Genomic DNA, 14,510 nt, shown 5'->3' on the forward strand with positions numbered 1-14,510 from the left:
GGGCGAGTGTGTTACGCCTGCTCTTTCGCGGCCGGTTTAGGCAAGAAGCCTTCCAGCACGATTAACGCCGCACCGATACAAATTGCCGTATCGGCCAGGTTAAAGGTCGCGAAGTGCCAGTCGCCGACGTAGAAGTCGATCATATCAACCACAAAGCCGTGCCACAGGCGGTCAAACAGGTTGCCCAGCGCGCCGCCAATGATCAGCGCGTAGGCAATGTTATTCAGCTTTTGCGTGGCCTTCGAGCGGTACATCAGCACCGCGAGGATCACGCAGATACCGAGAGCGATACCCGCAAAGAACCAGCGCTGCCAGCCACCGCTGTCGGCAAGGAAACTAAACGCTGCGCCGTAGTTACGCGCGTAGTGCAGGTTAAGCGACGGGAACAGCGGAACCGTCTCCCCCAGAGCAAAATTCTGGAGGATCAGGAACTTGCTGCCCAGATCGATAATCAGCACCACCACAACCAGCCACAGCCAGCGCAGTCCTGTTGAACAGAGAGTTTTACTCATCAGGCAAACTTACGTTTTTCGCCGTCACCGGCGACGTTGCTTACACAGCGTCCGCAGATGTCTGCGTGTTCCGCCACCTGGCCAACATCGGTGGTGTAATGCCAGCAACGCGGGCATTTCTCACCGTCGGCTTTGCTCAGCGCGACTTTCAGTCCTTTGAGCAGCTCGCTCTGCTGAGCATCAGCAGAAGCATCGGCATAATCCGCAACTTTCGCACCGGAGGTCAACAGGACAAATCGTAATTCATCGCCCAGCGCCGTCAGCTTCGCCGCCAGCTCCGGTTCGGCATACAGCGTAACTGCCGCTTCCAGAGAGCCGCCGACTTTCTTGTCCGCGCGCGCCTGCTCGATAACCTTGTTCACTTCGCCACGCACTTTGAGCAGCTCGTCCCAGAAGGCATCGTTCATCGCTTCGGTGCTGGAGAGATCGAACAGACCTTCGTACCACTCGCCCGTGAACACATACTTCTCACGGTCGCCCGGCAGGTAGCCCCAGATTTCATCCGCGGTGAAGGACATGATCGGCGCCATCCAGCGCACCAGCGCTTCTGCGATGTGGAACAGCGCGGTCTGGCAGCTACGACGCGCCACGCTGTCCGCTTTCGCGGTGTACTGGCGGTCTTTGATGATGTCGAGGTAGAACGAGCCCATCTCGATGGAGCAGAAGCGCATCAGGCGCTGCACCACTTCGTGGAAGTCGTAAGACTCATAGGCTTTCAGGATATCTTCCTGCGCCGCTTTCGCGCAGCCTACCGCCCAGCGGTCCAGCACCACCATCTCTTCCGGTTTCACCATGTCTTTTGCCGGATCGAACCCGTTCAGGTTCGCCAGCAGGAAGCGCGCGGTGTTACGGATACGACGATAGCTGTCGGCAGCACGCTTCAGGATCTCGTCAGACACCGCCATTTCGCCGGTGTAATCGGTAGAGGCCACCCACAGACGCAGAATGTCTGCGCCCAGCTTGTTCATCACATCCTGCGGAGAAACGGTGTTACCGATAGATTTGGACATCTTACGGCCCTGACCATCCACGGTGAAGCCGTGAGTCAGTACCTGACGGTAAGGCGCTTTACCCTTCATGGCGGTGGAGATCATCAGAGATGACATGAACCAGCCGCGGTGTTGGTCAGACCCTTCCAGATACATATCGGCAGCGTGACCGGCAAATTCCGGACGCACGTCAACCACGGAGGAGTGGGTAGACCCGGAGTCGAACCACACGTCCAGGGTATCCGGCACTTTCTCGTAGTTGTCTGCGTCAGCGCCCAGGATGTCGCGGGAGTCGAGATCCCACCACGCCTGAATGCCGTCAACTTCGACGCGCTTCGCCACTTCTTCCATCAGTTCCAGGGTGTTCGGGTGCAGCTCCTGCGTCTCTTTATGTACGAACAGAGACATCGGCACTCCCCAGGTACGCTGACGGGAGATACACCAGTCAGGACGGTTAGCCACCATGGATTCGATACGCGCCTGGCCCCAGTCAGGGATCCACTGCACGCCTTTGATCTCTTTCAGAGACTGCTCGCGCAGGCCTTTCTGATCCATGCTGACGAACCACTGCGGGGTCGCACGGAAGATGATCGGGGTTTTGTGACGCCAGCAGCACGGATAGCTGTGCTGCATTTTTTCAACGTGCAGCAGCGCGCCGCTGGTGCGCAGCATGTCGACGATGATGTCGTTCGCCTTGAAGACGTTGATACCGTCTAGCGCCGGATAGGTGCCTGGCAGGTAAGATCCGTCCGGGCCAACCGGGTTAGCGATTTCCAGACCGTACTTCAGGCTGATGTTGTAGTCGTCAGGACCATGGCCACCGGCGGTATGCACCGCACCGGTACCCGCTTCCAGCGTCACGTGGTCGCCCAGGATCGCCGGAACGTCGAAGTCCAGGAACGGGTGTTTGAAGCGCATCAGCTCCAGCGCGTCGCCTTTCACGGTGCCCAGCACGGTGTAGTCGGTGATATGCGCGCGCTTCAGCACGCTCTCAACCAGATCTTTCGCCAGGATAACCGCCTGACCGTCAATCTGAACCAGCGCGTATTCGAACTCACCGGACAGGGAGATCGCACGGTTCGCCGGCAGGGTCCACGGGGTGGTGGTCCAGATCACCAGAGAGATCGGGCCGTTTACCGAGGAGACGCCAAATTTAGCCTTCACCGCATCCTGATCGACAGCGTTGAACGCCACGTCGATAGACGGAGAGGTTTTGTCGTAATATTCAACTTCCGCTTCTGCCAGCGCAGAGCGGCAGTCCACGCACCAGTGCACCGGCTTAGCGCCTTTGTGCAGGTGGCCGTTACCGATGATTTTACCCAGCGCACGGATGATGTTGGCTTCAGTTTTGAAGTCCATGGTCAGGTACGGGTGCGACCAGTCGCCCAGCACGCCCAGACGGATGAAGTCAGCGCGCTGACCGTCAACCTGCGTGGCTGCGTATTCGCGGCACTTCGCACGGAACTCGGCGGCGGTGAACTTCTCACCCGGCTTGCCGAACTCTTGCTCCACTTTCAGCTCGATTGGCAGACCGTGGCAGTCCCAGCCCGGAACGTAAGGCGAGTCATATCCCGTGAGGCCTTTTGACTTCACGATAATGTCTTTCAGAATCTTGTTAACCGAGTGACCAATATGAATGCTGCCATTCGCATATGGAGGGCCATCATGCAGAATGAAGGTTTTTTTGCCTTTTTTGGCTGCACGAATGATGCCGTACAGGTCATCATCGGTCCAACGCGCCAGCATTCCCGGTTCGCGCTTGGCGAGATCGCCGCGCATCGGGAACCCTGTTTCCGGCAAATTCAGGGTTGATTTATAGTCACTCATCAGATTCTCGGTTCCGTATTTATCACGTAGGCAGTTAAGCCGGGTTCAAAGCCCAAAAAACTCGCGGGCCGTCAATTCATCTCGCGCAATTTGCGCTTTTAGTTCATCCAGCGAACCAAATCGCTGCTCGTTGCGTATTTTTTTACGCAGTATCACATCTATATGGCGACCATAGAGGTCCATTACAACGTCCAGCAGGTGCACTTCTAACTGTTGACGCACACCGGCGACGGTCGGACGCGTGCCAATGTTGGCGACGCCGTAGAACGGCTTATCGCCCAGTCCTGCCACTTCCACCGCATACACCCCTTTAACCGGGGAAACCTGACGACGCAGCGGTATATTCGCCGTCGGGAAGCCTATCGTGCGGCCCAGCGCATCGCCATGGACCACGCGGCCAGAGATGGTGAACGGATGGCCCAGCAGGGTTTCTGCCGTGTCCAGGTCATCATTAGCCAGCGCCTGACGCACCGCCGTGCTGCTGACGCGCACGCCGCCTTCGCAGAAGGTCATCGCGCTGGTGACGTCAAATCCATACTCCAGACCAGCCTTCTGTAATAGCAAGAAATCGCCCTGACGACCAGCGCCAAAGCGGAAATCATCACCCACGGCGAGAAACTGTACGCCAAGACGCTTAACCAGCAGGTCGCTGACGAAATTTTGTGCTGTCAGCGCGGCAAAGCGACGATCGAAACGTAAACACAATACATAGTCCACGCCGGACTCCGCCAGATAGCGCAATTTCTCGCGCAGGCGAGTGAGTCGGGCGGGAGATTTATCGCCCGCAAACAATTCCAGCGGCTGCGGCTCGAAAATCATCACTACAACGGGCAGGCCACGGGCCTCCCCTTCTTTCCGCAATCCCTGCAACAGCGCCTGATGACCACGATGCACGCCGTCGAAATTACCAATAGTCAGCACGCACCCGTGTGGCGCGCTGCTGAGATTATGTATGCCGCGTATCAGCTTCATGTCTGGCTCAAAACAGTGAAAATCGCCAAAGTATACCTTGTACAGCGGTTAAGGTTAACCGGCGATTGTTCGCGCAAAACAGAAAGCCGTAATGATTTCATCAGGCTGACCTTTCGCAGCGAAAAAATCTGCTCGTGAACTGCGATTTTTATGCCGAAAGGCTGTATTCAGGGAAGACAAGCTGGTAGAATCCTGCGCCATCACTACGTAACGTAGCGTCGCTAATTAACGGCGCTTATTTGCACAAATCCATTGACAAAAGAAGGCAAAGAGGGCATATTCCTCGGCCTTTGAATTGTCCACATAGAACATATTTGGGAGTTGGACTTGGCTAATATCAAATCAGCTAAGAAACGTGCCGTTCAGTCTGAAAAGGCTCGTAAGCACAACGCAAGCCGTCGCTCTATGATGCGTACTTTCATCAAGAAAGTATACGCAGCAATCGAAGCAGGCGACAAAGCTGCAGCGCAGAACGCATTTAACGAAATGCAACCAATCGTGGATCGTCAGGCTGCTAAAGGTCTGATCCACAAAAACAAAGCAGCGCGTCATAAAGCAAACCTGACCGCGCAGATCAACAAACTGGCTTAATCGCTACTTGTTGTTGCTTGTTTAAAGAACCCGCTTAACGCGGGTTTTTTTATGCCTTCAGATTGCCGGTGGCGTAAACAGCGCCGAGTAGTCACGGTTGCAGATTCGCTGCACCGCCGGGTGCTGAATCATTCTTTCGGCAAATATGGCGTGATACTCCTCCATCACGTTATCCACTCTGCCTATCTCCGTAATCTTGTCGTCTGAATAGAGATCGTGCGCGTACAGCGTCGGCGCAACGAAGATCGCATTATGCGCTTCGCCAAAGGCTTTCATCAGCGCCGCATCGTCGAACTCACCGAGGATTTCTACCTTCAGCCCCTGCGAATTAAACCAGTTCAGCAGCTTGCGTCCGAGCATTGAGCGTCGCCCAGGCACCAGCAGGCGACGCTCTTCCAGGCAGGCCGGGAAGGGTTTCTCCGGCGGCGGGTTGATACACCAGAAGCTCACGCCACATTCGCCAATCTTCACCGAGAACAGCCCTTCCTGCTGGGTGGAGTCAATCGGGCAGTCCGAGATAATCATATCCAGCTTGTGCTGGCTCAGCTGTTCCAGCAGCATCTCGTGGGTGGATTCAAAGCAGCGCAGGTGAATTTGCTCGTCTTCAACTACCGCCGCATCCAGCACGCCGCTCACCAGCCGCTTGGACAGCGCATCCGCCACGCCAACGTCAAAGAGCAGGTTCGACTCTTTGCGGTAGTTGACGATATCCAGCATCTCCTGGCTCAGGGTGAACATTTTGTCCGCATAGCGGAACACCAGTTCACCCAGTTCGCTGGGTTCAATCCCACGCCCCTTACGCTTGAACAGCTTCCCCTGCAGACGCTCTTCCAGGGCCTTGATTTGCCCGGTGATGGTTTGCGGCGTCAGGTAGAGCGCCTCTGCCGCCCCCACCACCGAGCCCTGTTTATAGACGTGCCAGAAGTAGTACAGATGGTTGTAATTTAAATGAGACATCGCGTCTTCTCTCCCTGAGTGTGTATCGGGAGAAGGATCGCCTCCTCCCGGTGTTCCGTTATGCCTGGACGGCCTGTCCGGACAACTTCACCTTCAACAAGGTATAACCGATTACCGCGGCCAGTAATGACCCGATGAGAATGCCGAGTTTAGCCCAGACGATAAGCTCAGGCGCATGCGTACCAAACGCCAGTGTCGAAATAAAGATCGACATCGTAAACCCGATTCCACACAGCACGCCGACGGCCATAATTTGCGAAAACGTGGTGCCATGCGGCAATGACGCCAGCTTCAGCTTCGTCGCCAGCCAGCAGAAGAGGCTAATGCCCAGCGGCTTACCGATAAACAGCCCGGCAATAATGCCCAGCGGCAGCACGGACGTCAGCCCGTCCAGCGTCACGCCGCCGAGGGAAACGCCCGCGTTGGCAAACGCAAACAGCGGCAGGATCATAAAGGCAACCCAAGGGTGCAGCACATGCTCCAGCTGTTTGGCAGGCGACTTGCCGTCCTGCGGTTTAAGCGGCACGAAGAAGCCCACAATCACGCCTGCCAGCGTGGCGTGCACGCCGGATTTCAGTACCGCCGTCCACAGCACCATCCCCACCAGGATATAGATACCGATGCGGCGAACATTGAAGATATTCAGCAGCGCCAGCACCGCAATCGCCCCGGCGGCGACGCTCAGGGACAGGATCGACAGATCGCTGGTGTAGAACAGCGCGATAATCACAATGGCGCCCAGGTCATCGATGATCGCCAGCGCCATCAGGAAGATTTTCAGGGCTACCGGCACGCGGCTACCGAGCAAGGCTAAGACACCGAGCGCAAAGGCGATATCCGTCGCGGCCGGGATCGCCCAGCCGTCACGCGCAACAGGATCCTGCCAGGTGAACGCCAGGAAGAGCAACGCCGGAACAACCATTCCGCCGATGGCTGCTATCACAGGAAACGCCGCGCGCTGGCGGCTGGCAAGCGAGCCCAGAACCAGCTCACGCTTAACCTCAAGACCCACCAGCAGGAAGAACACCGCCATTAGCGCATCGTTGATCCACAGCAGCATGTTCTTGTTAATTTCCAGCGCCCCGACCTTCAGCTCAACGGGCGTTTCCAGAAATGCATGGTAGAGATCCTGCGTGATGCCAAGGTTAGCCAGCACCATCGCGGCCGCTGCGGCAATAATCAGGATCACGCCACCGGACGCCTCACTGCTAAAGAAACGGTGTAGTAATTTCATTTACGTTCTCTCTTTTACAACAATACCTCGATAAAACCATAATACCAAGCCAAATAGATCGGCAAAAACAGATTAATGTTGAGTTTAGACTCAGTTTAACCGAGCTATACGCGCAAATAAAAAAGCCCGGAATCGCTTCCGGGCTTTGAGAAGATGAAAACCAGCTAACGAATTAGCGAGTCAAATCATCGAAGAATTTTTTGACGCCATCGAAGAAGCTTTTGGAACGCGGGCTGTTTTTCTCACCCGTCGGACCGCCAAAGCTCTCCTGCAGTTCTTTCAGCAGCTGTTTCTGCTTGTCGTTCAGGCCAACCGGCGTTTCCACGACGACGCGGCACAGCAGGTCGCCCTGGGCGCCACCGCGAACGGATTTAACGCCTTTCCCGCGCATGCGGAACAGCTTACCGGTCTGGGTTTCGCCAGGCACTTTCAGGTTCACGCGACCGTCCAGCGTTGGCACTTCGATTTCGCCACCGAGTGCCGCCATCGCGAAGTTGATCGGCACTTCGCAGTACAGGTTATTACCTTCACGCTCGAAGATGGCGTGCTGTTTCACCTGGACCTGAACGTACAGATCGCCTGCCGGTGCGCCGTGCTCGCCTGCTTCGCCCTCACCGGCCAGACGGATGCGGTCGCCCGTATCGACGCCAGCCGGGATCTTAACGGACAGAGTTTTGGTTTTCTCAACGCGACCGTGCCCGTGGCATTTGGTGCATGGATCTTTAATCAGCGTGCCGCGACCGTGACAGTGAGGACAGGCCTGCTGTACCGCGAAGAAGCCCTGACGCATCTGTACCTGACCAGAGCCGTGACAGGTTGGACAGGTCTGAGGCTGTGTGCCCGCTTTCGCGCCGCTGCCGTGGCAAACGTCACACTCTTCCAGCGTCGGGATACGGATCTCTTTGGTTACGCCGCGAACGGCCTCTTCCAGCGTCAGCTCCATGTTGTAGCGCAGGTCCGCGCCGCGCGCCGCGCGCTGACGACCACGGCCGCCGCCGAAGATGTCGCCAAATACATCGCCAAAGATATCGCTGAAGTCAGCGCCGCCGCCAAAGCCGCCGCCGCCGAATCCACCGCCGCCCATGCCGCCCTGTTCAAAGGCTGCATGACCGTACTGGTCATAGGCCGCACGTTTTTGTGCATCGGTCAGGACTTCGTAGGCTTCTTTGATCTCTTTAAATTTGGCTTCAGCCTCTTTGTCACCCTGGTTACGGTCCGGGTGGAATTTCATGGCCAGGCGCTTATACGCCTTTTTGATTTCACGCTCTTCCGCAGTTTTCGGAACGCCTAAAATCTCGTAATAGTCTTGCTTTGCCATTGGTTTTTTTAAGCCCCTTAACATGCGAGCACGGGCGTGGAGAATTCTCCTACGCCCGTGCCGATTAATTACCCTGCATCAGGGCGATTATTTTTTATCTTTAACTTCTTCGAACTCAGCGTCGACAACGTCGTCGTCTTTCGCGTTGTTCGCCGAAGCGTCAGCGCCCGCCTGCTGTTGAGCGTGCTGCTGCTGAGCGATTTCCATCAGCTTCTGAGAAGCCTGCGCCAGTTCCTGCATCTTCGCTTCGATGTCCGCTTTATCTTCACCTTTCAGTGAGGATTCCAGCGCGCTCAGTGCAGCTTCGATAGCAGTCTTGTCTTCCGCTGGCAGTTTATCGCCTGCTTCTTCAACCTGCTTACGGGTGCTGTGCAGCAGATGGTCACCCTGGTTACGGGTCTGAACCAGCTCTTCGAACTTACGGTCGGATTCCGCGTTAGCTTCGGCATCGCGAACCATTTTTTCGATTTCCGCTTCGTTCAGGCCAGAAGATGCCTTGATGGTGATCTTCTGTTCTTTACCGCTGTTTTTGTCTTTCGCAGACACGTGCAGGATACCGTCAGCATCGATGTCGAAGGTGACTTCGATCTGCGGCATGCCGCGCGGTGCCGGGTTAATACCGTCCAGGTTGAACTGACCCAGAGATTTGTTATCCGCCGCACGCTTACGCTCACCCTGAATCACATGGATGGTTACCGCAGACTGGTTGTCTTCAGCGGTAGAGAACACCTGGCTGTGTTTCGTTGGGATGGTGGTGTTTTTGTTGATGAGCGCAGTCATCACACCGCCCATGGTTTCGATACCCAGAGACAGCGGGGTAACGTCCAGCAGCAGTACGTCTTTAACTTCACCGGTCAGTACGCCACCCTGAACCGCAGCACCGATTGCGACCGCTTCGTCCGGGTTAACGTCTTTACGTGGCTCTTTACCAAAGAACTCAGCCACTTTCTTCTGAACCATTGGCATACGGGTCTGACCACCGACCAGGATAACGTCCTGGATATCGGATACGGACAGGCCAGCGTCCTGCAGAGCAACTTTCAGCGGCTCGATTGAACGGTTCACCAGGTCTTCTACCAGGCTTTCCAGTTTCGCACGGGTCACTTTGATGTTCATGTGTTTAGGACCGGTCGCGTCTGCAGTGATGTACGGCAAGTTCACGTCGGTCTGCTGAGCGGAAGAAAGTTCGATCTTCGCTTTCTCAGCGGCTTCTTTCAGGCGCTGCATGGCCAGCGGGTCGTTACGCAGGTCAATGCCCTGATCTTTCTTGAACTCGTCAACGAGGTAGTTGATCAGACGGGTATCGAAGTCTTCACCACCCAGGTGGGTATCACCGTTGGTTGCCAGAACTTCGAAGGTTTTTTCACCGTCAACTTCGTCGATTTCGATAATAGAGATATCGAAGGTACCACCACCCAGGTCGTAAACCGCGATAGTACGGTTGCCAACTTCTTTATCCAGACCGTAAGCCAGGGCAGCAGCGGTTGGTTCGTTGATGATACGTTTTACTTCCAGACCTGCGATACGGCCAGCATCTTTGGTTGCCTGACGCTGAGCATCGTTGAAGTACGCAGGAACGGTAATAACAGCTTCAGTTACCGGTTCACCCAGATAATCTTCAGCGGTTTTCTTCATTTTTTTCAGCACTTCAGCAGAAATCTGCGGTGGTGCAGTTTTGGTGCCTTTCACATCAAGCCATGCATCGCCGTTATCTGCCGCGATGATTTTGTAAGGCATGATGGAAACGTCACGCTGAACTTCTTCGTCCTGGAAGCGGCGGCCGATCAGGCGTTTAATCGCAAACAGGGTGTTTTGCGGGTTTGTCACTGCCTGACGTTTAGCCGGCTGACCAACCAGAGTTTCACCATCCTGGGTATAAGCAATGATAGAAGGCGTGGTGCGATCGCCCTCGGCGTTCTCCAGCACGCGTGCAGTAGTGCCATCCATAATCGCTACACAAGAGTTGGTAGTACCCAGGTCGATACCAATAATTTTACCCATCTAAACGTCTCCACTAAAAATTCAGTCAACATGTGGTTGTGTACCTGTAATAAGGGCAGAACGTGCTTTTTCAACTGCCCAGATTTGATTTTTTTCAGGTCCACACACTGCGGTTGACTACAAGATGGGGTCGCGACGGCATCCATCAAGGGGCAAGCATAAAAAAAATTTTAATTTCACCCTGATGAGATCATAGACGCCACCGATTGCGCCCATTATGATGCCGCGCCCAGTCAGGGAGAACTGACGCGGGTTTAACCATTTCACCATATTAATGATGATTTTTTTGAGGACTTATGGGCAACACTAAGTTGGCTAATCCGGCTCCGCTGGGCCTGATGGGTTTTGGCATGACCACTATCCTGCTGAACCTGCACAATATCGGGATGTTCCCGATGGATGGCATCATCCTGGCGATGGGCATTTTTTACGGCGGTATCGCGCAAATCTTCGCGGGCCTGCTGGAATATAAGAAAGGCAATACCTTCGGCTTAACCGCCTTCACCTCTTACGGTTCTTTCTGGCTGACCCTGGTTGCCATTCTGCTGCTGCCTAAAATGGGCATGGCAGACGCGGCAAACGCCCACTTCCTGGGCGTTTACCTGGGCCTGTGGGGCGTCTTCACCCTGTTCATGTTCTTCGGTACCCTGAAAGGTAACCGCATGCTGCAGTTCGTTTTCCTGAGCCTGACCGTGCTGTTCGCCCTGCTGGCGATCGGTCACCTGGTGGATAACGAAGGCATCGTTCATGTTGCAGGCTGGATTGGTCTGGTTTGCGGCGCAAGCGCTATCTACCTCGCAATGGGTGAAGTGCTGAACGAGCAGTTTGACCGCACCGTTCTACCGATTGGTGAAAAACACTGATCCCTCTGTCGTGTCCGCTTCGCGGGCACGACATCCCCTCATCTGCCCCAGCCAAATTCCTAATACCAGCCCCATCAGCGAGAGCGCGAGCACATACCAGGCTGGCGCCATCGGCGAAACACCCATCAGCACCGTCACCGCAATCGGCGTCAGCCCGCCGAAAATGGCATACGACACGTTGTAGGAAAATGAGATCCCGGTGAAGCGTACTTCCGGCGGGAAAGCTCGCACCATGACGTAAGGCACAGCACCCACTACGCCCACGCACAGCCCCACCACGCCGTACAGCAGGAACAGCTGTTCAGGATGGCTGCCTGCCAGATGGTAAAACGCCCAGCTTGATGCGGCCAGTAACAGGCTGCCGACGATAAAGGTAACGCTGGCGCCGAAACGATCTGCCGCCAGCCCGGCGGCCAGACAGCCAAAGCAGAGCATGATTGTCGCGATACTGTTCGCCTGTAACGTCACGGCAGGGGCGAAACCGTACTGCTTTTGCAGCCACACCGGGGACATCAATATCACCACCACAATGCCCGCCGAAAGCAGCCAGGTGAGCAGCATCGACACCACCACCGCTTTTTTATGACGTACCACGACCGCCTTCACCGGCAGCTCCTGCGCCAGCGCTTTGCGCTGCTGCATCTCGAGGAAAATCGGCGTCTCCTGCAGCCAGCGGCGCAGGTACATCGCGACCAGACCAAACGCGCCGCCCAGCAGGAACGGAATACGCCAGCCCCAGTCGTGCACGGCCTGCTGCGTCATGCTGGTGTTGACAATTGTCGCGACGACGGAACCGAGCAAAATCCCTACCGTTAACCCCGCGGTTAAGGTTCCGCAGGCGATTCCAATGCGGCGCGCCGGAACATGCTCCGCGACAAAAACCCATGCGCCCGGCACTTCACCGCCAATCGCCGCGCCCTGAAGAACGCGCATCAGCAACAGCAGCAACGGAGCGAGAATGCCCATCGAGGCATAGGTGGGCAGCAGACCAATGGCCAACGTCGGCACGGCCATCAGCAGGATGCTAAGGGTAAACATCTTCTTGCGCCCGACCAGATCGCCAAAGTGGGCCATGATAATGCCGCCCAGCGGACGCGCCAGATACCCGGCGGCAAAAATGCCGAAGGTTTGCACCTGGCGCAGCCATTCCGGGATATCCGCCGGGAAGAAGAGTTCTCCCACCACGGCGGCGAAGAAGACGAAGATGATAAAGTCGTAAAACTCCAGCGCGCCGCCTAAGGCCGCGAGCGTGAGGGTTTTGTAGTCCTGTCGATTCAGAGGTCGGGTGTTATGTGACATAGCGAACCATTATGCGTGTGTTGTGGATTTATTTTTACAGCAATCGTAAAGAAAAAATTACTATACCGTAAAAGCTTTACCACGCTATCGCCGCTTCAGCTAATGTCACATATTGGTTAATTTCAGGAGATTGTTTCGCGACGTGCGTTTTTCGGACGAAAAGCTGCTACCACTTTCTCATCAGTTTCCACATAGGGGCCGTCAAGGAGCTGTATACAATACGGTACACTTGCAAAGATGCCGTGAACGAGGACGCTACCGTCTTCTGCTTTCAGCCCTTCCAGCGTCTCTTTGATCGACTTCGGCTGGCCCGGCAGGTTCAGAATCAATGCCTGTTTGCGGATTACGCCCACCTGACGGGAAAGAATAGCCGTCGGGACAAAGTGTAGACTGATCTGGCGCATCTGTTCGCCGAAGCCCGGCATTTCACGATCGGCGATCGCCAGCGTTGCGTCCGGCGTCACGTCGCGGCGCGCGGGGCCGGTTCCGCCCGTCGTCAGAACAAGATGGCAGCTCATCTCATCCACCAGCTCGCAGAGCGTCTGCTCGATGATCGGCTGTTCGTCAGGGATCAGGCGGGTCTGAATGTCAAAGGGGGTGGTCAGCGCGCTGCCAAGCCACTCTTCCAAAGCGGGGATGCCTTTATCCTGGTAAACGCCGCTGGAGGCGCGGTCAGAAATCGACACTAAGCCGATGCGTAAGGTATTCATATCCATTCCATTCAAAAAGTACTGATTAAAGGGAATGATACACGCAGAGAGTAGATTGAGACAGGGTACGAAAGAAGTCGCGTGACCGGGAGCCCGGTCACGCAGAATGATTACAGCAGGTCGCCGATCATTTTTTCCAGTTTGCCCTGGTCAACAGCAAACTTACGGATACCGTCCGCCAGCTTGTCTACAGCCATTGGATCCTGGTTGTGCTGCCACAGGAACTCGGATTCAGTGATGCGCTCTGGGCGTGCTTTCACTTCACCGGTGTAAGACAGCTTACGCTCGATGGTACCTTCGCTTTCTGCCAGCTCTTTCAGCAGCGCAGGGGCGATGGTCAGGCGGTCACAGCCAGCCAGCTCGATGATTTCACCGACGTTACGGAAGCTTGCGCCCATAACTACAGTCTCATAGCCGTGCTGTTTGTAGTATTCGTAGATTTCAGTAACAGAAACCACGCCTGGATCTTCAGCCGGCGCGTACTCTTTCTTATCGGTGTTGGCTTTGTACCAGTCCAGAATACGGCCCACGAACGGAGAAATCAGGTATACGCCTGCTTCTGCACATGCGCGCGCCTGCGCGAAGGAGAACAGCAGGGTCAGGTTACAGTTGATACCGTCTTTTTCCAGCTGCTCTGCCGCGCGGATACCCTGCCAGGTAGAAGCCAGTTTGATCAGGATACGGTCGTTGCTGATGCCAGCGTCGTTGTACATTTTGATCAGGCGTTTCGCTTTGGCGATAGACGCTTCGGTGTCGTAGGAGAGACGTGCATCCACTTCGGTAGAGATACGGCCAGGAACCAGCTTCAGGATTTCCAGACCGATGTTCACTGCCAGTTTGTCGGTGGCATCCACAACCTGCTGCGCGCGGTCGTTGCTCTGTGCTTTCGCCCAGGTCACTGCGTCGTCAATCAGTTTGCGATACTCAGGGATCTGTGCGGCGTTAAGGATCAGAGAAGGGTTAGTTGTGGCATCCTGCGGCTGGTACAGCTTCATTGCCGCGATATCTCCGGTGTCAGCTACGACAGTGGTGAACTGACGAAGGGAGGTCAATTTATCCGTCATGATAGTGTTTCTCTTTTAACGTGCCCTGGATAATTCACGCTACCGACAGCATGTCTGCAGCGGAAAAATGACAGGTTTACTTGTTAGGGGGATGTAACCGGTCTGCCCTGATGATAACACGACGGAGGGGTAGCGCAACCGCAGACAGTGCGCTTAGGCAGAGTATGGTAAAC

At 55.5% G+C, this 14,510-nt stretch carries 12 protein-coding genes and 1 pseudogene; 2 read left to right on the forward strand and 11 right to left on the reverse strand.

The window, feature by feature from the left end:
* Positions 1 to 11: 11 nt before the first annotated feature.
* The 4 genes and pseudogenes from lspA to HCH49_RS22235 form a co-directional block, all read right to left on the reverse strand.
* A complete protein-coding gene (gene lspA, locus HCH49_RS13025; protein WP_033144602.1) occupies positions 12 to 512 on the reverse strand; it encodes a signal peptidase II in 501 nt (166 codons plus the stop codon).
* The gene (ileS, locus tag HCH49_RS13030; protein ID WP_063439487.1) at positions 512 to 3,328 is read right to left on the reverse strand and encodes an isoleucine--tRNA ligase; all 2,817 of its coding nucleotides are present in this window, start codon (positions 3,326 to 3,328) and stop codon (positions 512 to 514) included. The genes lspA and ileS overlap by 1 nt, the downstream gene beginning before the upstream one ends.
* Before the next feature lie 45 nt (positions 3,329 to 3,373).
* A complete protein-coding gene (gene ribF / locus HCH49_RS13035) occupies positions 3,374 to 4,300 on the reverse strand; it encodes a bifunctional riboflavin kinase/FAD synthetase (protein WP_023310350.1) in 927 nt (308 codons plus the stop codon).
* A 7-nt stretch (positions 4,301 to 4,307) separates the two neighbouring features.
* Positions 4,308 to 4,526 (reverse strand): annotated as a pseudogene (locus HCH49_RS22235) (DUF2575 domain-containing protein).
* A gap of 101 nt (positions 4,527 to 4,627) precedes the next feature.
* Between HCH49_RS22235 and rpsT the strand changes: the two are divergent.
* Positions 4,628 to 4,891: a 30S ribosomal protein S20 gene (gene rpsT, locus HCH49_RS13040; RefSeq protein ID WP_003856458.1), complete on the forward strand. Its 264-nt coding sequence runs from the start codon at positions 4,628 to 4,630 to the stop codon at positions 4,889 to 4,891.
* 57 nt (positions 4,892 to 4,948) lie between these two features.
* Here rpsT and nhaR read toward each other — a convergent pair whose 3' ends face one another.
* From nhaR to dnaK, 4 genes are all read right to left on the reverse strand, one after another.
* Positions 4,949 to 5,848 carry a transcriptional activator NhaR gene (gene nhaR / locus HCH49_RS13045; RefSeq protein ID WP_032660752.1) on the reverse strand — a complete coding sequence of 300 codons (900 nt, stop codon included), beginning with the start codon at positions 5,846 to 5,848 and terminating at the stop codon, positions 4,949 to 4,951.
* Positions 5,849 to 5,906: 58 nt separating this feature from the next.
* On the reverse strand, positions 5,907 to 7,082 hold the full coding sequence (nhaA, locus tag HCH49_RS13050; RefSeq protein ID WP_039260856.1) for a Na+/H+ antiporter NhaA: 1,176 nt from the start codon (positions 7,080 to 7,082) through the stop codon (positions 5,907 to 5,909).
* Between the two features lie 172 nt (positions 7,083 to 7,254).
* Positions 7,255 to 8,400, reverse strand: coding sequence for a molecular chaperone DnaJ (dnaJ, locus tag HCH49_RS13055; protein WP_023310347.1), 1,146 nt, complete (start codon positions 8,398 to 8,400; stop codon positions 7,255 to 7,257).
* Between the two features lie 87 nt (positions 8,401 to 8,487).
* The gene (gene dnaK / locus HCH49_RS13060) at positions 8,488 to 10,401 is read right to left on the reverse strand and encodes a molecular chaperone DnaK (RefSeq protein ID WP_023310346.1); all 1,914 of its coding nucleotides are present in this window, start codon (positions 10,399 to 10,401) and stop codon (positions 8,488 to 8,490) included.
* A 296-nt stretch (positions 10,402 to 10,697) separates the two neighbouring features.
* Between dnaK and satP the strand changes: the two genes are divergently transcribed.
* Complete coding sequence (gene satP, locus HCH49_RS13065) at positions 10,698 to 11,264, forward strand: acetate uptake transporter (RefSeq protein ID WP_008502042.1); 567 nt, start codon at positions 10,698 to 10,700, stop codon at positions 11,262 to 11,264.
* Here the strand turns inward: satP and HCH49_RS13070 are convergent.
* From HCH49_RS13070 to tal, 3 genes are all read right to left on the reverse strand, one after another.
* Entirely contained in the window at positions 11,241 to 12,563 is a 1,323-nt protein-coding gene (locus HCH49_RS13070; protein WP_221702788.1) for an MFS transporter, read from the reverse strand. The genes satP and HCH49_RS13070 overlap by 24 nt on opposite strands.
* A gap of 122 nt (positions 12,564 to 12,685) precedes the next feature.
* Positions 12,686 to 13,273 (reverse strand): molybdopterin adenylyltransferase, encoded by a 588-nt coding sequence (gene mog, locus HCH49_RS13075; RefSeq protein ID WP_023310343.1) that lies wholly within the window; start codon positions 13,271 to 13,273, stop codon positions 12,686 to 12,688.
* 110 nt (positions 13,274 to 13,383) lie between these two features.
* Complete coding sequence (gene tal / locus HCH49_RS13080; RefSeq protein WP_023310342.1) at positions 13,384 to 14,337, reverse strand: transaldolase; 954 nt, start codon at positions 14,335 to 14,337, stop codon at positions 13,384 to 13,386.
* Between the last annotated feature and the right edge of the window lie 173 nt (positions 14,338 to 14,510).

It is taken from the genome of Enterobacter sp. Y17 (assembly GCF_019730495.1).
Classification (GTDB): domain Bacteria; phylum Pseudomonadota; class Gammaproteobacteria; order Enterobacterales; family Enterobacteriaceae; genus Enterobacter; species Enterobacter asburiae_B.

Bases quoted from the DNA above. Each gene is read 5' to 3' on its own strand.
- lspA (WP_033144602.1), bottom strand. From the start codon at position 512: ATGAGTAAAACTCTCTGTTCAACAGGACTGCGCTGGCTGTGGCTGGTT.
- ileS (WP_063439487.1), bottom strand. From the start codon at position 3,328: ATGAGTGACTATAAATCAACCCTGAATTTGCCGGAAACAGGGTTCCCG.
- ribF (WP_023310350.1), bottom strand. From the start codon at position 4,300: ATGAAGCTGATACGCGGCATACATAATCTCAGCAGCGCGCCACACGGG.
- nhaR (WP_032660752.1), bottom strand. From the start codon at position 5,848: ATGTCTCATTTAAATTACAACCATCTGTACTACTTCTGGCACGTCTAT.
- nhaA (WP_039260856.1), bottom strand. From the start codon at position 7,082: ATGAAATTACTACACCGTTTCTTTAGCAGTGAGGCGTCCGGTGGCGTG.
- dnaJ (WP_023310347.1), bottom strand. From the start codon at position 8,400: ATGGCAAAGCAAGACTATTACGAGATTTTAGGCGTTCCGAAAACTGCG.
- dnaK (WP_023310346.1), bottom strand. From the start codon at position 10,401: ATGGGTAAAATTATTGGTATCGACCTGGGTACTACCAACTCTTGTGTA.
- satP (WP_008502042.1), top strand. From the start codon at position 10,698: ATGGGCAACACTAAGTTGGCTAATCCGGCTCCGCTGGGCCTGATGGGT.
- HCH49_RS13070 (WP_221702788.1), bottom strand. From the start codon at position 12,563: ATGTCACATAACACCCGACCTCTGAATCGACAGGACTACAAAACCCTC.
- mog (WP_023310343.1), bottom strand. From the start codon at position 13,273: ATGAATACCTTACGCATCGGCTTAGTGTCGATTTCTGACCGCGCCTCC.
- tal (WP_023310342.1), bottom strand. From the start codon at position 14,337: ATGACGGATAAATTGACCTCCCTTCGTCAGTTCACCACTGTCGTAGCT.